The 19,487-nt window shown below is 42.8% G+C and carries 19 protein-coding genes; 12 read left to right on the top strand and 7 right to left on the bottom strand.

Annotated features, from left to right (window positions below; all coding sequences use genetic code 11):
• Nucleotide 1: 1 nt before the first annotated feature.
• Together fabV and tesA are read right to left on the bottom strand one after the other, a co-directional pair.
• Nucleotides 2–1,198, bottom strand: coding sequence for an enoyl-ACP reductase FabV (fabV, locus tag VME0621_RS00900; protein WP_006071722.1), 1,197 nt, complete (start codon nucleotides 1,196–1,198; stop codon nucleotides 2–4).
• Between the two features lie 137 nt (nucleotides 1,199–1,335).
• Nucleotides 1,336–1,944 (bottom strand): multifunctional acyl-CoA thioesterase I/protease I/lysophospholipase L1, encoded by a 609-nt coding sequence (tesA, locus tag VME0621_RS00905; protein WP_038226973.1) that lies wholly within the window; start codon nucleotides 1,942–1,944, stop codon nucleotides 1,336–1,338.
• Between tesA and VME0621_RS00910 the strand changes: the two genes are divergently transcribed.
• The 7 genes from VME0621_RS00910 (at nucleotide 1,943) to VME0621_RS00940 (ending at nucleotide 10,697) form a co-directional block, all read left to right on the top strand.
• Nucleotides 1,943–2,617, top strand: a complete 675-nt coding sequence (locus tag VME0621_RS00910) for an ABC transporter ATP-binding protein (RefSeq protein WP_006071725.1) — start codon at nucleotides 1,943–1,945, stop codon at nucleotides 2,615–2,617. The genes tesA and VME0621_RS00910 overlap by 2 nt on opposite strands.
• Nucleotides 2,618–2,620: 3 nt before the next feature.
• Nucleotides 2,621–5,053, top strand: coding sequence for an ABC transporter permease (locus VME0621_RS00915; protein ID WP_062461392.1), 2,433 nt, complete (start codon nucleotides 2,621–2,623; stop codon nucleotides 5,051–5,053).
• 253 nt (nucleotides 5,054–5,306) lie between these two features.
• Nucleotides 5,307–6,722 (top strand): FAD-dependent oxidoreductase, encoded by a 1,416-nt coding sequence (locus tag VME0621_RS00920; protein WP_062461395.1) that lies wholly within the window; start codon nucleotides 5,307–5,309, stop codon nucleotides 6,720–6,722.
• A 101-nt stretch (nucleotides 6,723–6,823) separates the two neighbouring features.
• A complete protein-coding gene (gene galE, locus VME0621_RS00925) occupies nucleotides 6,824–7,837 on the top strand; it encodes a UDP-glucose 4-epimerase GalE (RefSeq protein WP_062461397.1) in 1,014 nt (337 codons plus the stop codon).
• 492 nt (nucleotides 7,838–8,329) lie between these two features.
• Nucleotides 8,330–9,235 (top strand): 30S ribosomal protein S6--L-glutamate ligase, encoded by a 906-nt coding sequence (rimK, locus tag VME0621_RS00930; protein WP_038226968.1) that lies wholly within the window; start codon nucleotides 8,330–8,332, stop codon nucleotides 9,233–9,235.
• Nucleotides 9,236–10,255: a succinylglutamate desuccinylase/aspartoacylase family protein gene (locus tag VME0621_RS00935; protein ID WP_038226967.1), complete on the top strand. Its 1,020-nt coding sequence runs from the start codon at nucleotides 9,236–9,238 to the stop codon at nucleotides 10,253–10,255.
• Between the two features lie 4 nt (nucleotides 10,256–10,259).
• Nucleotides 10,260–10,697, top strand: coding sequence for an ATP-dependent zinc protease family protein (locus VME0621_RS00940; protein WP_031495458.1), 438 nt, complete (start codon nucleotides 10,260–10,262; stop codon nucleotides 10,695–10,697).
• Between the two features lie 122 nt (nucleotides 10,698–10,819).
• Here the strand turns inward: VME0621_RS00940 and VME0621_RS00945 are convergent, their stop codons facing one another.
• Nucleotides 10,820–11,188 (bottom strand): MaoP family protein, encoded by a 369-nt coding sequence (locus VME0621_RS00945; protein ID WP_031495460.1) that lies wholly within the window; start codon nucleotides 11,186–11,188, stop codon nucleotides 10,820–10,822.
• 258 nt (nucleotides 11,189–11,446) lie between these two features.
• Here VME0621_RS00945 and VME0621_RS00950 point away from each other — a divergent pair, with 258 nt between their 5' ends.
• The gene (locus VME0621_RS00950) at nucleotides 11,447–12,334 is read left to right on the top strand and encodes a LysR family transcriptional regulator (protein ID WP_038226965.1); all 888 of its coding nucleotides are present in this window, start codon (nucleotides 11,447–11,449) and stop codon (nucleotides 12,332–12,334) included.
• Between the two features lie 80 nt (nucleotides 12,335–12,414).
• On the opposite strand, the gene VME0621_RS00955 is transcribed toward VME0621_RS00950, so the two are convergent.
• Entirely contained in the window at nucleotides 12,415–13,797 is a 1,383-nt protein-coding gene (locus VME0621_RS00955; protein ID WP_062461400.1) for an MATE family efflux transporter, read from the bottom strand.
• 72 nt (nucleotides 13,798–13,869) lie between these two features.
• On the opposite strand from VME0621_RS00955, the gene VME0621_RS00960 reads away from it, so the two are divergent.
• Nucleotides 13,870–14,772: a helix-turn-helix transcriptional regulator gene (locus VME0621_RS00960; RefSeq protein WP_062461403.1), complete on the top strand. Its 903-nt coding sequence runs from the start codon at nucleotides 13,870–13,872 to the stop codon at nucleotides 14,770–14,772.
• Between the two features lie 23 nt (nucleotides 14,773–14,795).
• Here VME0621_RS00960 and trxC read toward each other — a convergent pair whose 3' ends face one another.
• Nucleotides 14,796–15,230 carry a thioredoxin TrxC gene (trxC, locus tag VME0621_RS00965; protein ID WP_062461406.1) on the bottom strand — a complete coding sequence of 145 codons (435 nt, stop codon included), beginning with the start codon at nucleotides 15,228–15,230 and terminating at the stop codon, nucleotides 14,796–14,798.
• A 180-nt stretch (nucleotides 15,231–15,410) separates the two neighbouring features.
• On the opposite strand from trxC, the gene VME0621_RS00970 reads away from it, so the two are divergent.
• A complete protein-coding gene (locus VME0621_RS00970) occupies nucleotides 15,411–16,499 on the top strand; it encodes a ketoacyl-ACP synthase III (RefSeq protein WP_062461409.1) in 1,089 nt (362 codons plus the stop codon).
• Between the two features lie 87 nt (nucleotides 16,500–16,586).
• On the opposite strand, the gene VME0621_RS00975 is transcribed toward VME0621_RS00970, so the two are convergent.
• Nucleotides 16,587–17,789 carry a potassium/proton antiporter gene (locus tag VME0621_RS00975; RefSeq protein ID WP_006073575.1) on the bottom strand — a complete coding sequence of 401 codons (1,203 nt, stop codon included), beginning with the start codon at nucleotides 17,787–17,789 and terminating at the stop codon, nucleotides 16,587–16,589.
• A 184-nt stretch (nucleotides 17,790–17,973) separates the two neighbouring features.
• On the opposite strand from VME0621_RS00975, the gene VME0621_RS00980 reads away from it, so the two are divergent.
• Both VME0621_RS00980 and VME0621_RS00985 read left to right on the top strand, forming a co-directional pair.
• Nucleotides 17,974–18,315 carry a cupin domain-containing protein gene (locus VME0621_RS00980; protein ID WP_062461412.1) on the top strand — a complete coding sequence of 114 codons (342 nt, stop codon included), beginning with the start codon at nucleotides 17,974–17,976 and terminating at the stop codon, nucleotides 18,313–18,315.
• 162 nt (nucleotides 18,316–18,477) lie between these two features.
• Nucleotides 18,478–18,693 carry a DUF3820 family protein gene (locus tag VME0621_RS00985; RefSeq protein WP_062461415.1) on the top strand — a complete coding sequence of 72 codons (216 nt, stop codon included), beginning with the start codon at nucleotides 18,478–18,480 and terminating at the stop codon, nucleotides 18,691–18,693.
• A gap of 38 nt (nucleotides 18,694–18,731) precedes the next feature.
• Here the strand turns inward: VME0621_RS00985 and VME0621_RS00990 are convergent, their stop codons facing one another.
• Nucleotides 18,732–19,379: a hypothetical protein gene (locus VME0621_RS00990; protein WP_051868007.1), complete on the bottom strand. Its 648-nt coding sequence runs from the start codon at nucleotides 19,377–19,379 to the stop codon at nucleotides 18,732–18,734.
• Between the last annotated feature and the right edge of the window lie 108 nt (nucleotides 19,380–19,487).

Below are 19,487 nucleotides of genomic sequence, written 5' to 3' on the forward strand. Positions count from 1 at the left end.
ACTATGGTTTTAATCGATAAAGACTATCTACATCAACTTCTTTAGAATAGTCGACCCCATCTAGGGCAAATCCATTCAGATTCAAGAATGTTCGCTGGAAACCTTCAAAATCACCAACGGCTTTGAAATTGTCTGCGTCCATTTGGTCGAGTAGCTTACCTACTTGATTTTGAATATCTGGATCCAGTTCCCAATCGTCCATTCGAATCAAACGCTCACCGTCCACTGGAATTTTGCTTTGGCCGTAGAGTTTGGTTGAAAACAAACGTTGCATCTGCTCAATACACTCTTCGTGCTTACCTTGTGCTTTCATGGTCTTGTACAAAGCAAGTAGGTAAGGGCTCAAACCCGGGATAAACACACTCGCTTTTGTGACCAGTGCTTTGCAAACTGCAGCGTAAGCGTTGCCATTGAAATTAGACAATTCCAAGTTTAAGGCATGGCTAGTTTGGTGTAAGTCTACTTTCGCTCGGCCAAGAGTTCCGTCTAAATAAATAGGGTGTGTTACTGCTGGGCCGATATACGAGAATGCAATAGTTTTGAATCCATCTGCTACAGAGTCAGAATTAACCAGAGTATCAATCCAGCTTTCCCAATCTTCGCCGCCCATGACTTTGAGAGTGCCTTCAATTTCTTCATCGTTGGCCGGCTCTAAAGTGGTGTCTTCCCATTGTTCAGTTTCTAGGTTAATAGTTGCACCGGAAACAGACTCTCCAATAGGTTTAATTGCAGAACGCCAGAAGCCACCTTCGCTATTCGGTCTTACTCCAGTAGCAAGGCTATAGATAACCAGATCCACTTCTCCTTCAAAGTAAGTCTCAATAGCCTCTATAACTTGTTCTCTTACGTCCGTTGAAAATGCGTCTCCAACGATGTTAATAGCGCGTCTACCGGCTTGCTCTGCACGTTTCTTGAAGTAAATGTTGTTGTACCATCCGGCAGACCCGACGCCTTTCTCAGAAGGCCCTCGCTCGAAGGAAACACCAATGGTATCGGCCTCAGCACCACCAAATGTAAGAGCAATTCTCGCTGCTAATCCAAAACCAGAAGATGCACCAATAATGAGTACTCGTTTAGGTCCGTTCTTGATCGGATCGGCAGACTTTACGTAATCAATTTGGTTATCGACCGCCTTTTTACAGCCCTCTGGGTGGGCTGACCGTGCGACGACACCGCTGATAATCGGTTCAATTATCATTTATACAACCTATCTAAGACGATGATAAAGGAACAGAATAACGTAAAGTGTTGTAAATTATATTGAGCTAGGGCATCAAAAAGGTGAATCTGATGCCCTTAAATTGAAGAAACTTTAAAAAAGTTTCAACGAGAGAGTCAAAGGTGGGGCTGCATGCTTTCTGCAACAAACTGGGCAATGAACGGTTGTGCTTCTGGTTTTGGGTGTAATCCGTCTTCCATCATCCATTCTGGCTTGATAATGACTTGCTCTAAGAAGAAGGGTAACAAAGGTACCCCAGACTCTTGGGCAAGGGCAGGATAGATACCCTCAAACATCGACGCATAACGTTTTCCATAGTTCGGTGGAATACGAATTTGCATTAACAGAACTTTTGAACCAGCCTGTTGACTTATCTCAATCAACGACGCCAAGTTGTTCTTGATTATGCTAGGCTGGAATCCTCTTAAGCCGTCGTTAGCACCTAATTCTATTAGGACGTAGTCTGGCGAGTGTTGTTTAAGAAGACCTGGGAGCTTGGCGAGGCCATTGCTCGTAGTATCGCCAGAAACACTGCCGTTGATGACCTTCATCGGTTCATCACCTGATGATAACTCGTCAGATAACATCGTTGGCCAGCTCTGTTCTGCGCGCATGTTGTAACCTGCGCTTAAGCTGTCCCCGAGAATGAGTAACGTTGCCGCTTTTGCATGAAAAGAGGCCAAGGAAATAACAATTAAAACGAAATAGGAAAGTTGCCGAATCATGAGTTCTTCCATAATCAAAGCTGAATCAGTGACCAAAGTAGTGTCTACGAAAACGGAGCATTTAACAATCCTAGAGAATGTAAATCTGTCTATTCAAGAGGGTGAAAGCATCGCAATCGTGGGAACATCGGGTGCAGGTAAGTCAACCCTGATGACTTTGTTGGCTGGACTAGATGTACCTTCAAATGGGACGATTCAGCTGCTCGAACAAAACATATCCAGTCTTGATGATGAGGCTCGAGCCAAGATACGCAGTGACCATTTGGGTTTCGTTTTCCAAAGCTTTTTGTTGATTCCGAGTCTATCTGCTTTGGGTAATGTGACATTACCTTGCCTGTTGAAGGGAGAAGATGAGGATACTGAGAAAGCTAAAGCACTGTTAGAGTCGGTTGGTCTTGGTCATCGTATCGATCACTTGCCATCGCAATTGTCAGGGGGAGAACAACAACGTGTTGCTATTGCTAGAGCATTCATGACCAGTCCCAAAATCCTTTTCGCCGATGAGCCGACTGGAAACTTAGACCAAAATACAGCGCATAAGATCGTTGAGTTACTTTTTAATCTTAACAAAGAACATGGCACGACATTAGTGTTAGTTACCCATGATTTAACGCTAGCAAAACGTTGTGATCGCGTGTTCCACATGAATGCTGGAAAGTTGGAAGAGGAATAAGCGATGGCACAAGGAGGACTTAACAAAAGGCTAGTTAGTTGGAGCATTGATGAAATTAAGCAAGGGCAACTTTGGCCGATTGCTATCTCACTCACTCTAATCATTGCCTGTATCTTTGGCTTAGCAGCACTTGCAGAGCGGATGGAGCAAGTCATTGTCAAGCAGGGCAAAGATGCACTTACCGCTGATACGGTATACATCACTGCGAACCCAATAACGCCAACCAATCAACAATATATTGAGTCCTCTGGACTCAACGTTTCTTTTTATACTCGCTTTGCCACGATGTCTTTTAGTGATAATGGCATGCAGCTTATTACCGTTAAGGCAGTTGACGATAGATTTCCTTTGAGAGGAACGTTGACGCTTGCAACCGATACGGGTACTCAGCATCGCGTGAAACCTGGAGAATTATGGCTGGACAGTCGGATCGCTGAGCAGCTTGGTGTTAGTCAGGGTGACGTTGTCACTGTTGGTGACGCAGATTTAACGGTGAGTGGCGTCATCTTGGAGGAGCCCGGTATTAGCTTTAATCCGTTCCAGCAGATGCCTACTGCATATATTCACCAAGATTCGGTAGATGCCACGGGTGCGGTACAATTGGGCAGTCGTGTTCAATTCAGGGCTTATTTAACGGGTGACGATACCGCGATTGCAACATTAAAAGACCAAATAGAGCTAACACCAAGTGACCGATGGCGAGATCAAAGCTCGGGTAGTCGTACTAATGAAATATTCGATCGAACCACTCAGTACTTGTCTCTTACGGTCGCTATCATCATTATTATGGCGGCAACAACGTTAGTTCTGACTTGTCAAAATTACGTCCAGAGCAGAAGACAAACTGTAGCTATGTTAAAAAGCTTAGGAGCAAGCAAAGCATGGTTGGTTCGCTGGCTTAGTATTCAAACTTTGTTGCTGGTGGCGTTAGCGATCTTTGCAGGTTTGGTATTGGGTACGCTTCTCGAAACGTTACTTCGATTGCCACTTACTGACCTGCTACCCGATCCACTTCCAAGCTATGGCATGACGCCAGCATTCATCGCTGTCGTTTCTAGCTTGTGTATCGGTGTACCAGCTCTGGGTATACCACTTTATAAACTTATCTCAGTCTCTTCTGTAGAGGTGTTACAAAGCGCGGATGAGAAGCGTGGTGGGTTCATCTACCTATTGATTCTCGTTCCCCTTATTCCTTTGCTTATTGCGTATCGTGATAACAACTTAGTGTGGATAGTTCTCGCAGGCATTGTTGGTCTGTTTTTAGTTCTAGGGGCGATTAGCGTTGTTTTCACCTTGCTTCTTTCAAAAGTGTCGCTGCCTGTCTCTATGAAATTAGCGGTCAGTCGCATCAACCGTAGTAAGCGCCATACTGGACTACAATATGGTGCGCTAGGTCTGTCATTAATGTTGTTAACGACCATCTGGTTAGTTCGAAGTGACTTATTAAGCGATTGGCAGCGTACACTGCCAGCAGACGCTCCTAATGCGTTTGCGCTTAATATAGGCGAGCATGAGAAGCAAACTTACCTAGATGCACTCGACGGCAACAACATCCAGCGTTCAGAGGCGTTTCCTATCTCTAGAGGCAGACTGACTGAGATTAATGGGGAAGACGCTCAGTCTCGACAAAAACAAGGGCTAGAACAAGAAGATGCCTTAAGTAGAGAGCTTAACTTTACTTACGCTGCATCTCTTCCGACCTATAACGAGGTTCTTGAGGGTGAATGGACTGAAACTAACGGTGTTTCAGTAGAGAAAGAGGTCGCTGAAAACCTGAATCTTAAACTTGGGGATGAACTTGGATTCACTATCAACGGGCAAAAAGTAACGGCAAAAATCAACTCCATTCGCTTTGTTGAGTGGCGCGATATGAAACCAAACTTTTACTTCATCTTTACCCCTGATGTGTTGGCTGATATCCCAAGTGCGTGGTTAGTGAGCTTTCGACTAGAAGACAAAGATAATGCTCTGATTGGAGAATTATCACGAAATCATCCAACGGTGAGTTTAATGGATATTCGGTTGATGGGAGAGAAGATTCAAGGGTTACTTAGCCAAATAGTCTGGTCAATTACCGTATTAGCTGCATTGGGCGTTTTATCTGGGGTGTTACTCATCTTTACTTTACTCCGTTTGAGCTTATCTCAAAGACAGGCAGAGATTCGTCTGTACCGTACACTTGGCGCCAGTCGAAAACGAATTGTTCGGACAATATGGGCTGAGTACGGCATTATGGCGATAACAGCTGGTTTCGTCGCTACTTTTGGCGCAGAAGTCGTAGTTGGATCGATCATGAAGTTCGGTTTTGAATTGCCGTGGAGTTGGCATTTATCCACGTGGGTAATGGTACCTGCAATCGCTTTCGTCACGTTAGCACTAGTGTTATTTTCATTGATACGACAGATGCTTACTACAAGTCAGAAGCAGTTTGCTTAATAGTTAGCCACCGATTTTGATGAGTTATCCACAAAATCGGTGGATAAAGTCTTGGATAACTCGATAGTAAAATTATTGGCATAAAACTGTAACCATTGATTTATCGGTAATGGAAAGGAATTTCACTCAAAATACACATTGGTTTGAGTTATGCACTGAATTACTGTCAAGAAAAACATCACAAAAATAGTGATTTTTTTTAATAAATTAAAAGGCTAAAATTGACCTCCTTTATAACGCCGATAACTAAGCGATGAACAGAGATTTAGCGGTGGCAACCAGCGGTAAAAGAGTTGCAATCATTGGTGGAGGTGTGGCTGGTTCGACAGTGGCACTTTATCTAGCAAAGCAAGGGCTAAGTGTTTCGCTGTTTGAAAAAAACAACAACCTAGTTAGCGGCCCACCAATTTGTCATCTGCATGCTGGTGGCAATCTGTATCGTGAGCTTTCCCAGCAACAATGTCTCGATTTGCTAGTTCAGTCGATAGACTTCGTGAAGTTCTTTCCCGCTACAGTCAATAAGCGTCCCACCGTTATAGCCGTCCCAAAAAATGATGATGGTACGCCGGAGTCCTTGTTACCTCGTTTAGAACTACTTCGAGAAAGCTACCTACAATTAGTGAAAGCGAATCCAGCTAACCAAGTACTGGGTAGTCCTGAAGACTATTTTCATGAGTTTAGCTTTGCGCAATTGAAAGCCTTGGCATCTCTTGAAGCTCCAAAAAAACCTTCCACGATCGATGAGTGGTTAATACCTTTCGCAAAGCATGCTGATTTGAACAAGCTTAAGTATCCGGTTTACGTAGTGCAGGAATACGGCCTAAGTCTATTTCGCGTGGCGGCATCAGTTGAGCTCTCTTCTAATAACTTAACAAACCTGGACATTCATACGGGTTGCTGCATTCAGTGTGTTTTTCAATTGGGTGAGGGGTATACATTACAATTTGAAAATGGTCGTGAAGCTCATTTTGATTTTGTCATTAATGCCTGTGGCTTTAGAACAGGCATTATTGATGACCAACTGAGATTATCGCGAAAGCGTCTTGTTGAGTTTAAAGCCGCTTATGTTACTCAGTGGCAAAGTCATAAGAATGAAAAATGGCCAGAAATTATTTTTCATGGCAAACGTGGTACGCCACAAGGTATGGCTCAGCTGACGCCTTACCCTGGCGGGTACTTTCAACTTCATGGTATGACTAAGAACATTACTTTATTTAATGAAGGACTTGTCCAGTCCACATCAGAGAGTGCACAGCCTCAATTGCCGCAAAACCTAATTAACAAAGTCGACAAAGGTTGGTCTTTGGAAGTTCAAACACAGCGAGCTTGCAACGCGATACAACACCTTAGTCAATATATTCCTTGCTTTGAGACAGCTCAGCCAGCTGGAACACCTTTGTACGGTGCGCAGCAAATTCCGGGCAACGACCCAAGCCTTCGAGCTGCAGATGTAAGCTTCGAAGGAGAATGTTACGCTCGACTGGAAATTGTGAAAGCCTCTTCTGCGCTGCTTGCCGGTAAGAAGATCGCTGAAAAATGGTTTGGTATTCCTGCCACTACAGTTAATGACGTGGACTCAATAATTGAGGACGTTGATGCTATTGAAGCTCGGGCGAAACAAATCGCGTTGAGTAGAGGGTACCCTGAAGAGTTGGCAATCGCCTATTAATCAATCAATTAAAGATAAATTAGAGTAATTCTCACCATTGATGGTCGTAATTCAGTTTCGATTGCATATAATCCTTTGTAGATTAGACATGGAGTTGGCAAATGAATATTTTAGTTACTGGTGGGGCTGGTTACATAGGTAGCCACACCTGTGTACAGTTAATAAATGCAGGTATGACGCCGGTCATTTTCGATAACTTATACAATGCAAAAGCAGCTGTGCTAGACAGAATAGAAAAAGTGTCTGGTACACGACCTACATTTATCCAAGGTGACGTACGCGATAAATCATCGCTACTGGAAGTTCTGAAAGCGCACAATATCAATTCAGTTATTCATTTTGCTGGATTAAAAGCGGTTGGTGAATCTGTTGAAAAGCCACTTGAGTATTACGATAACAACGTTAACGGTACGTTAGTTTTAGTAGACGCGATGAGAGAAGCCGGAGTTAAGCACTTAGTGTTCAGTTCATCTGCAACGGTTTATGGTGATCCAGCTTCTGTTCCTATCACAGAGAGTTTTCCAACAAGTGCGACTAACCCTTACGGCCGAAGTAAGTTAATGGTTGAAGAGTGTTTAACAGACTTCCAGAAAGCCAACCCAGACTGGACGATAACTTTGCTGCGTTATTTTAACCCAGTAGGGTCACATCCAACCGGAGAAATGGGTGAAGATCCTCAGGGCATCCCTAACAACTTAATGCCATTCGTCTCACAGGTTGCTGTTGGACGTCGTGAATTTCTTTCGGTATTCGGTAATGACTATCCGACGCCAGATGGTACCGGTGTTCGTGACTACATTCATGTTATGGATTTAGCAGATGGCCATATTGCGGCTCTCAAGACGCTGAATAATCAAAAAGGCTTGCACGTCTATAATCTTGGGACGGGCAATGGTTCGAGTGTATTAGATATGGTTAAGGCGTTTGAGTTAGCTTCAGGAAAACAAGTTCCTTACAAGATTGTAGAGCGTCGCCCTGGCGATATTGCGGAGTGCTGGGCAGACCCAAGTAAAGCTAATAAAGATTTAGGTTGGGTAGCTACACGATCATTACAAGATATGACAACTGACGGTTGGAAGTGGCAATCGCAAAACCCAGAAGGGTATCCGGAATAATGTTTTATTAACATTGGATTACCATTGATAACAATTGAGCGCATAATGCGCTCTTTTTTGATCTGGATCTCCTTAAGCAGTGAATAAAAAGTATGAAATTGTTGTAATTTTGATAAAATGGTACCAGCACTTAATTTTATGTATGAAATAACTTTTTAATCTAAGGGGAACTCAATGGAGTTAGCACTCATCATTACTTTCGTAGTTGCAGCAGTAGTAATGGTTAAGAAAGAAATGGCTAATAAGTAATATTCATTCTAACACTTTGATTACATACCTTTTATCTGAATGAATTTATTAACAAAAACCGGCGAAAGCCGGTTTTTTTATGCCCCAAATTTGCGTAATTAACGATAAAAATAAATTGTCGTAACGGTCAAAAACAATCGTTGTATTTTTATCGACTAAACTCTTAAGGTGCACGCTCTTTCCGGTCGTCCGATACCGGGGTTTCACACTCATAAAACTAAACATCTATAAGAGGATACTGCCATGCGCATTGCGATTCTATCTCGCAACGAAAACTTGTACTCAACTCGCCGCCTAAAAGAAGCAGGGGAAGCGAGGGGACATCAAGTGGATATCATTGATACCCTGCATTGCTATATGGATATTACTAGTAGTAACTCTAAAGTCCGTTATATGGGTGAGGAGTTACCTCAATACGATGCAGTCATTCCACGAATTGGGTCATCTATTACGTTCTATGGAACGGCAGTAGTACGTCAGTTTGAAATGATGGGTACATTTTGTGTAAACGAGTCGGTTGCGATAAGCCGTTCACGTGACAAGCTGCGCTCATTGCAACTGCTATCACGCAAAGGCATCGGTCTGCCAAGAACTGGTTTCGCTAGTAAGCCAGATGATATTCCAGATCTTATCAAGAATGTTGGTGGCGCACCGCTTGTCATTAAGCTGTTAGAGGGTACTCAAGGTATCGGTGTGGTGCTTGCAGAAACTCACAAAGCTGCTGAGAGTGTTATCGAAGCGTTCATGGGTCTTAAAGCTAACATCTTGGTACAAGAGTTCATTGAAGAAGCTAATGGCGCTGATATTCGTTGTTTTGTCGTTGGTGGCAAAGTGATTGCGGCGATGAAACGTCAAGCGGCAGAAGGTGAGTTTCGTTCAAATCTACATCGCGGTGGTAGTGCTCAGCTTATTAAGCTTTCTAAAGAAGAACGCGCGACTGCTGTAGCTGCGGCTAAAGCGATGGGACTGAACCTGTGTGGTGTTGATATTCTGCAATCGAAAAATGGCCCAGTAGTGATGGAAGTTAACTCATCACCAGGCCTAGAGGGAATTGAAAACGCGACAGGTAAAGATGTGGCGGGCTTAATTTACGAGTTTATCGAGAAAAATGCCAAGCCTAACAACAACAAAACAAAAGGACGTGGTTAAATGGCAAAAGAGCTTGTCATTGCGGGCGTAGAAATACGCCCGGGAGAGCGTAAAGAAATAGATATACCAGTAGCTAAGCTATATACCGATGCAGAAGTATCAATACCAGTACAGGTCATTCGTTCTAAAAAAGAAGGCCCAGTGGTGTTTGTCAGTGCAGCGGTACATGGTGACGAGTTGAATGGTATCGAAATCATCAGTCGTCTTATCGCAGAGAACCTAAAACTCCAGAATGGTACGTTAATTTATGTACCTATGGTGAATGTCTACGGCGTATTAAACCAAAGCCGTTACATGCCAGATCGCAGAGACCTCAATCGCTGTTTTCCTGGCTCGAAGAAAGGTTCTCTTGCTGGTCGACTAGCTCATACATTCTTAGAAAGCATTGTCGCACATTGTGATTATGGTATTGATTTACACACAGGCGCGATTCATCGTTCTAATTTGCCACAAATTCGTGCCAACCTTGAAGATGAAGAAACTAAGCGTCTAGCGGAGGCATTTGCAGTACCAGTATTGTTGAATGCCAACATCCGTGATGGCTCTTTACGCGAAGCTGCTGTAAATCATGGTGCTCGAGTGCTGCTTTATGAAGCCGGTGAAGCGTTACGTTTTGATGAACTATCGATTCAGACTGGCGTTAAAGGCGTTTTGAGAGTGCTCAAAGCACTTGGCATGATTCGTAAGCGTGTCTCTAAAGCGAAAACTGAGCCGTTTATCGCTAACCGCAGTGATTGGACTCGTGCAGATGCGAGTGGATTTGTTAAAGAGTACGTACAACTTGGCTCTATGGTTGAGAAAGGCGAAACATTGGCAGATATCAATGGCCCGCTAGGAAATAATATCAGCCAAGTAAAATCCAACCGTACGGGGATCATCATTGGTAAGCAGAACATTCCTTTAGTACAGGAAGGTGAAGCTATGTATCACATTGCGTATTTTGGAGATAGCGCAGAAGAGGTATTTGAACATATCGAAATCATGCAAGAATCGATTGTTCCTGTAGAACCGAGCATGTAACACTATGCCAAACACATATAATGACAGAATGATAATTGGTAACTTGGAAGTGTGCAGTCTTCCTGAGTTGGGAATCTTCGATCTCGAAGTTCGTATTGATACTGGGGCTAAAACCTCATCTCTTCATGTGGACAACCTTGAACGCTTCAAACGTGACGGGCGCATGTATGTTCAATACGATCTTCATCCAGATATCTATCATTTGGAAGAAATCGTACACTGTGAGTCACTTATCCACGACTCAAGGCGCATCAAATCATCCAACGGTGACTCAGAGCAACGTTGTGTGATTCAAACACTATTCCGATTAGGGGATAGAGAGTGGCCAATTGAAATTACATTAAGTAATCGTCAGGATATGTCATATATGATGTTATTAGGACGTGAAGCGATGGCCGACAAAGTCTATGTAGACCCTAGCAGAGCGTTTCTGATTGACTAATTAAACCGCCTTCGGGCGGTTTTTTGTGATTTGAGGTTAGGAAGAATATGCGAGCGTTTACGGCGCAAAAAAAAGTAGAGCACTTGGCTCTACTTTGCGTTTAGGAGGAAAGATCACAATACTTATGCTGGCTCTAGAACGTCATCGTTATCCATATCATAATCATAGTCTTTCGAAGCTTCGTGATACTTCGATTTACTATTTAAAGTGTGGAACGCTCGTCTTCCGCGCGCTAAGCGAACGTATTTAAGCCAAGTATGTTCCAGTTTAGATTTCGCCTTACTCGGGTTAACGATCACTTTAGTGAAGTGTTTCTCTTCAGCGTTCTCTGGTGAAATATCACCGCGCTCAAGCGCAAGCATAGTTTCACCATAAGTCACTAAGATGTCTTCTTCCAAAAGTGTAAAATCTCCCGATTTAGCGAATCCGCGTGGAAACTTTACTGCATCATAAAAACGTTTCTTGCCGTGGCGAAATTGAGTTTCAGTCATAGAGACCTCAAAGCAAATAGGTAGTAAAGCAAGGTAATTCAGGTGGCTCCGCAACAATCCAAAGAAAAGTCGACTAAACCGGTTGAATCCCGTGTTGGTTCGATGCTGAAAATAGTGTGAAAACGGCAAGAAAGGAAACGAATTGTTTTTGTCGAAATCACAAAATTTCTTTATGCTTAATACAGCATAACTGTGTAAGAATACTGAGCTAACTTTTTCGTTAGCTCAACTACTTAGAATCTGTTTAAGAGTCATTTTATGGACGTAAAAGTATTTCAAACTTTCCTCGAAGTCGCGAAGGAAAAGCACTTTGGCCGCGCATCAGAAAATCTCTATATAACTCAGGCCGCTGTGAGTGCTCGCATCAAACAACTAGAGGAATACTTTGATACTCGGCTGTTTACAAGGCACAGAAACAACATCCAACTAACGTCGGCTGGCCAAAGGCTAATAGGGTACGCAGAAGTAATGGTATCGACGCTAAAGCAAGCGACGTTTGACTTATCATTAGAGAGCAATAAAGCGTTGCAATTGACGATTGGCGGTACACCTAATATTTGGGACGCCTATCTGCAAAACTGTTTAAGTGTTGTCACTGATTCATTAACGGGTTATGGCTTTGTGGCTGAGTCTCTGGGGCGCGAGCAGCTAAATAGGAAACTACTTGAGCGTACACTAGATCTTGCGTTCTCATTCGACCCATTTAAAGTCGAGGAGTTTAAAAGCCATCAGATTGCTGAATTGACGTTAGTTCTGGTTTCAACAGAGCAACGCGAGCTTGATGATGCTTTTAAAGATAAATATGTATATGTGGACTGGGGTACACAATTTGCTTTTGAGCATGCGGACAGACATCCAAATATTCCAGCACCATATCTACGCACTTCAACAGGTCGAATTGCGTTGGACTTTATTCTTGAGAAGGGTGGTTGTGCGTATTTGCCATCTTCACTTGTAGAGCCTTTCTTAGACTCTGGACAGCTCTATCAAGTCGACGGGTCTGAGGTTTGGTCTCGTCCTTTATTTATCAGTTACCGCAAAAACAGCACGTCTATAGAGGCGATACTCCAAGTAGAAAAACTGATTAATACTATTGAACCAACGACAAGTTATTTGATGCAGCAGGCTGGGGAAAATACGGATTAAGTAACAGCTTTACGTACTCTAGTAACATATAGCAAAAGGCTTCACCTAAACAAGTGAAGCCTTTTTGCATTTACAGATTACTAAGCACTAACCACGGTTAAATTATTCATCCAATAGCGTTTTAAATAACGGTGGAAACACAAAGCAAACTTAACGACTTCTTCAAAAAGCATACAGGCATAGACAACCTGAAATTCAAGTCCGAATACAAACGCTGCGGTTGCGGTTAGCGGAAGTCCCACAGTCCACATTGCGATGAAGTCCATTCTTAAACAAAACTTATTATCTCCTCCGGCTCGTAGAATACCGTTGATGATAATAAGGTTCAGCATGCGTAACCATATCGCACTACACAGAATAAACATAGCGGGAGCAGCAAGCGGATAAAGTTCATCGGTGGTTAAGTTCAGCCACTCAAGAATGACTTCACGACCAAGTAGTAGAATCGCTCCAGTGACGATGCCAAACAAGAATACCGCTTTAATAAAGAATTTAGACATACTGAATGCCTGTTCAAATTCGTCTCTGCCTAAGGATTGACCAAGTAGCACAGAGCAGGCTACCGAAATACCAAAAAACAACGAATAACACAGCGACTCAAATGGTCCCATCATGCTAAAAACAGCGAGCTCGGTAGTGCCCATATGACCAAATATCACTTGGTACATAAGTGTACCCATTGCCCATAAAATAGCGTTAAGTGTGGTCGGCACCGCGAGTTTTTTATAAGAACCCCAGAGTCGTTCGGTATTCTCAAGTTTCGCTTCTGTAAGAAGCCAATGGTTACGATGGTTGAGATAAACCCAGATGAAAATTACCTGAAGTAATCTGGATATCGTTGTCGCTAATGCAGCGCCGGCTACGCCCATTGGAGGGACACCCATACCGCCTTTAATTAACCAGAAGTTGAGGGCAATGTTGATAAAGATTGTCATAGCCCCAAGAATTAAAGGTGTGACAGCGTCACCGGATGAGCGCATGGCTGATTCCGCTACAATCACCACGTGAGTCAATATAAGTACCGGAAACGCATACCATAAATAGGTAGCGCCAAGCTCAATAACGGTAGCGTCGTTGGTTTGCAGCATCATAATAAAACTGGAGAAGAGCGTGATACCTAATGTCACGGGTACTAACAGCTTTGCACCGAACTCCATTGAAAGCTGGGTGATAGTTTTGGCGCTACGTTTGTCGTTACGTCCCCAATACTGGGCAACAAGTACACCATTGGCTGAAGCCATTCCAGCCATGATCATAATAGCGACAAAGTGCCATTTAGAGGCAATGCCTACTGCAGCAGTTGCTTCCTTACCAAAATCACTGACCATCAGTACGTCCGCTAGTGCCAAAATTGCAACAAGTGCACTTTGAATTGCGACGGGGAAACCAAGCTTTACCACAGAAGAGAGAAGATGGTTTTGAGAAGCCTTGTTAGATGACTTAAGATAGGTTTTAGTTGTCATAGCAGCCCTCCTGAAAGTGTGATTTGAATCATATAAACGGTGGTAATATAAGAAAATTGAGACATCAAAACCATGTTCAAAAATAGACAAAACCTGTGCGAATCCGTCATTGATGAATTTAACATCAAATCTGAGTGGGTAGATGAAGTCTTTTTATCGGAGGCATGTGAAGAACGCTTTCTTTCGTCCAACGATATCCCCGAGTTCATTCCTGAAGATATCTTCATGGCTGGAATGGCAAACTTGATTGAAGGCTACCATGTGGAGCGCAAGGGCATTGATGTACACACAGTCTTATTTACAATCGAAGGTGGTGGCGTGTTGATGACGGAGGATTTTGTTGCTCCTATCGAGCCGTACTCGATAGTCGTATTACCAGCACACACACCATATCGATTTGAGATCAACCCTCAATATAAACATTGGCGCATGATCTGGTTTCTACCTAAAGACCGACCACGCTGGCAAGCTTTATCTGATTTAGGACAGAAAGTACTGCCATTTCATGGTTGTGAACGGATTTGGGCCTTAATGACACTCCTGTATTTGGAAATTGGTGGCAGAGCAAGTTATCGAAAACTGCTAGTAGGGGAAGTGTGCCGTATTATAACTGGACTTGAGTCGCAGCCTACTGACTCGACAGTCCGAGTACAAGCTTTGTTCAGCCAAATTGAAGGTCAGCTTCATCTACCATGGACTGTTAAAACTATGGCGAATAAGACATTTTTAAGCGAAGAGCAACTCGCACGAATATGTAAACGGCTTTACAACGTGTCACCACGAGCAAGACTCATTAATCTACGTATGGAAAAAGCGTGTGATTTGCTAAGAAATAACGATTGGTCAATTGCCATGATTGCGGAGCGATTAGGATATCGTGATCCGTTCAATTTTACCCATAGGTTCACAAAACATATGGGTAGTTCGCCAAGTGCATATCGTAAACAAGTCATGCAATCGAATGAAGAAAGATAGAGCGCTTCTGCGCTCTATGGTGGTTATTTTGCAATAGCTTGCTCTAACCATTGGTCGAATTGACCTTTTGGCAGGGCACCATTGATCACATCCACGCGCTGACCATTTTTAAACACCATAATGGTCGGAATACTTCTGATTTGAAATTGAGCTGCCAGTTGTTGCTGTTGCTCTGTATCAATTTTCACGAATCGTACTTGTCCTTTGCGTTCTTCGGCGGTTTGTTGGAACACGGGCGCAAAACCAACACAAGGATTGCACCACGTGGCCCAAAAATCGACAACAACAGGTTGGTTACTGTTTAAAAGTGCGGAAAAGTTGTCTAGCGTCCCTTCAACTGGTTGGCCATCAAGAAGCGGTGCTTTACAACGACCACAATTAGGTGACTCGGTGATTCTTTCTGCGGGTAAACGATTAAGTCCATTGCATGATGGGCAACGGGTATTGATAGTCGACATGGTCTCTCCCAACCGTGAATTGAATTTATGAAATTAGGCTTCTGTGAGCCTTAGATTATGAGTATACTCGAAGCTCTTAGAGTCGGGATAGACAAGTTATTATTGAAACTTATCACAGTGAGCTGATTGATATTATTTGTCTATCTCGATTGACGAAAACTATAAAAAAATAGGTACAGAATGACAACATTTTACGCCGAAATCACTGGTTGGGGTAAGTGCCTTCCACCAGCGATCTTATCTAACCACGATCTTAGCACTGTAATGGAAACATCCGATGAGTGGATTAGAACCCGTACTGGTATAGAAAATCGTCGCATTAGCCATGTGAACACCTCTGAAATGGCAACCGTTGCTGCTAAACATGCAATGGCATGTGCTGGAATCACGGCAGATGAAGTTGATTTGATTATCGTTGCTACGTGTTCTCCAGATTCTTTGATCCCCAATACAGCATCACGAGTTCAGCAAAACTTAGGTGTTCCAGCAGCCGCTGCGTTTGACTTAAATGCGGCTTGTACAGGTTTTGTGTATGGCCTTGAAACGGCCACAAAACTGATTCAGTCAGGTAACTATCGTAACGCCATCGTTATTGGTGCTGAGCGACTTTCGTTCTTTATTGACTGGAGTGAGCGTGATACCGCCGTACTATTTGGTGACGGGGCAGGTGCTGCAGTGCTCTCTCGTACTGAAAGTAAAGTCGGACTTCAAGATGCACAAATTGGTTGTGATGCAAAAGGTCGCGATATTCTCGCTGTGCCAAAATTTGGCACTTCTATGGAGAGATTCGCAGCAGATAACGGTTACTTTGAGTTCAACTTCATTGGTAAAGAGATCTTCAAACGAGCGGTAAAAGGAATGGGGGCGGCAGCGAATACTGTTTTGACTCGTTCTAACCTTACTAAAGAAGATATTGATGTTGTGATTCCGCATCAGGCTAATATCCGTATCATTCAAACCTTGTGTGATTTATCTGGAATCGACCAAGATAAAGCATTCGTCAATATTCAAAAATATGGCAACACTTCCGCTGCGACTGTGCCAATCGCTCTTTGTGAGGCAATGGAGCAAGGAAGAGTTAAGCCAGGAGATAACTTGTTGCTAGCCGCATTTGGTGCGGGTCTGACGTGGGGCGCTAGCTACATCAAATGGGGCGAAAGAGTCGAGCCAATTGGCACTAGCGATGCTGCATTGCCACCGTGTGACAAGTCTGCACTAGAGCTGATGAAAACTGCTATTGAGCATTGTCACAATAAACCAGCTGAATAAGGTTTTTGTGAACTAAAAGAGCCAGAGTTTCTCTGGCTCTTTTGTTTTATAGACTCTTAAACAATCGAGTGTATATAGAATAAGTGCTTAGTCTTCTGGTGTATTAACTTCTTTAAGGTTGAGTTTGTTTGCCAACACTTCAATCGCCCCACCTTGCACGAACACCGATATTACAACAATGAAGAACACCATATGAACCATAGTAACCGCATTTTCAACCCCTGCGGCTGCAGGAATTAGTGCAAATACGATAGGTGTTGCTCCTTTCAATCCGATAGAAGATATAAATAAACGTTTTTGCCAACTGGCTTTTCTGAAAGGCAGGTAACATAGCTGTACTGCTATCGGTCTTGCTACAAGAATCAACAAGAAAGCAGGTAGCAAGGATTGCCAGAACACTTTGAATAGTTCTTGAGGGAAGATCTGTAATCCTAAAGCGACAAAGAGTATTGCTTGAGCTAACCACGAAAGACTATTAAAAAAGTGGCGACTGACTTCCATACCACGTTTTACGCCGTTGCCAATGACCACTCCAACGACATAGGAAGCGAGTAGAATATTGCCACCGAGCAAATCACTTCCATACATTGCTAGCACTGCGGAAGCTAAAATGAAAACCGGGATTAGCCCATATTCTTCAAGTTTGATGCTGTTTAACAGGTGAGTACATAGCTTACCGATAGAAATGGCTATAGCTAGCGCGACAAAGATCTGCAGTAATAACTCGATTCCGATACTTGTAACTGAAGGAACCGTATCGGGAGTAAGGGCAAGACTGGTCAGCAATACGACTAGTATCAAAGCGACAGGGTCATTAGTTGCTGATTCGAATTCTAAGATAGTGTCAGTGTCTTCTTTGAGTTTTAGTTTCTTGGATTCAAGGATAGAGAAGACCGCAGCTGCATCCGTTGAGGAAACTATTGCCCCAAATAATAAACAATGCACCGGCGGGAGACCAAAGAGAACATAGATAATACCCGCGAAGACAACAGTGGAAAATACAACTCCAAGAGAGGAAAGTACGCCACCTTCTTTATAAGCCACTTTGATGCTTTGTGTCGAAGTACTCAAACCTCCGACAAAGACAATAATATTTAATGCAATCGCCCCGATTGCAGAAGTAAGTGTAAAGTTGTCATAGACGAAACCAAATTCACCGTTACCTATGACCAGACCTACCGCCATAAAGATCAAAAGAGAAGGTAAGCCAAGAGTACGAGAAGGGTGATGTAACAGAATGCCTACGCAAATTAACGCCGCAAAACCTACGAGTCCAAACTCAAAGTTCATGTATGTCCTATTATCGTTGTTGTTCCAAATGACATAAATCAGAAACCAAAATGGAAAATGATTCGTAAACTCTATGTTTCTATTTGTTTAGATTATAGTATCTTATTAACGATAGAGCTTTAACTTACAAGCAAAAATTTTGTAAGTATTTTAGTTGGTTACATAACTAGAGTGAAATAGATAAATGGGATTGAAGAGAGGAAATATATTTGGTGAAATTCCAAAAGATTTAACCAATGAAGTATTTGAAGACATCATTGCTTCTGAGGGAGTGAGAATTGAACGTATCGTTTCAGATGGCCACTTTACACCAATTGGTGATTGGTATGATCAAACCGAAAATGAATGGGTGACTGTTTTGAAAGGAGAAGGTGTTATTGAGTACTATGACGGTACTTTTGTGACCTTAGGTGTTGGTGATTACATTGATATACCAGCACACGTCAAGCATCGAGTAAAGTCCACCTCAGAGTCCTCATTGACAATTTGGTTGGCTGTGTTCTATCCGAAAGATGGGAGTGAGTAGAAATTCCGAACTTAAATCCTAGAGAAGTGTTTGACCTTGAGGTCTGCGATTCGCTGCTTAGTTTTTAACTATTGTCTTCTTCCTCTTTGTTTATATTGCTATTTGGTTGAACATCTTTAAGATTACTCACCATAAAAGAACCTGATTAGTCCCAAGAATAAAATGTTAGATAAACAAAATTTAGTAAAGCTCGCTAGGGTTCAAATGCCGTTCGGTAAGTATGCGGGCAGGGTATTGATCGATTTACCTGAAGAGTACTTATTGTGGTTTGACAAAAAAGGTTGGCCTAATGGCGAGTTAGGGGAGTTGCTTCAGCTGTGCTTGGCGCTGAAAATTGAAGGGCTAGATAGTGTCGTCAAGCCATTAAAGCGAATGTAGTAAAAAGCGACGCTATGTGCGTCGCTTAGTTGTATTCGTTAACCTGATAGAGACTCCCATTGAGTGGGGTTAAGAGCCTGAGGTTTTATCTGTACCCGGCCATCTCTAGCCCTGCAAATACCTTGATTCACATCCCATGCTCCTTCGCGAATGTACTTGTGTACGCCTTGCGTACCTTGTTTATAGTACGAATCAAGTTTTCCTCTGTATCCGTAATAGGTGCATTTGTCATAACCCCAGCCATACATGTAATCCGCCAGTGCTTGTGCAAAACTGCGTTTTCCGTTGAGCCACGAGCCACTATTGCAGTTATAGCACTTTATCTTTCCTCTAAAAGATTTGGGTAAACCGTTTTCTCTCAATCGATCAACAACAAATCGATGTCCTAGCTCCTTACCACCCTTTGAGGTTTTAATAAACTCGCTCCCAGGTTCGCCATGTCCTCGAATATAGATTTGGTCGTCGTTAGAAATGGTTTTTAATTCGTTTATTACAGTTTTTGGTTCATACCAAATTTGGATCGCTTCTTTATTCTTAGTGTTTAGCAGATATTCAATCCATTGATGATTTTTCCGATGCCCAGCGTAAGTCGATAAATTGCCTTTGTCGTTAAGTTGATCGCCATATTCAATGTAAGACAGCAGATCAGTTGTTGGTGTGGGCATGTACAAGATTATTTTTGCCATTGAAGTTCCCTTTCATTTATCCATTAAAAACATGTGGTTATATGAATCACTACATCATACATAGCCTAGTAAATAGACAAGGTTCGTAACGTTTATTGGTAGGAAATG

The sequence above is a fragment of the Vibrio mediterranei genome (assembly GCF_900088415.1).
GTDB classification, from domain to species: Bacteria; Pseudomonadota; Gammaproteobacteria; order Enterobacterales; family Vibrionaceae; genus Vibrio; species Vibrio mediterranei.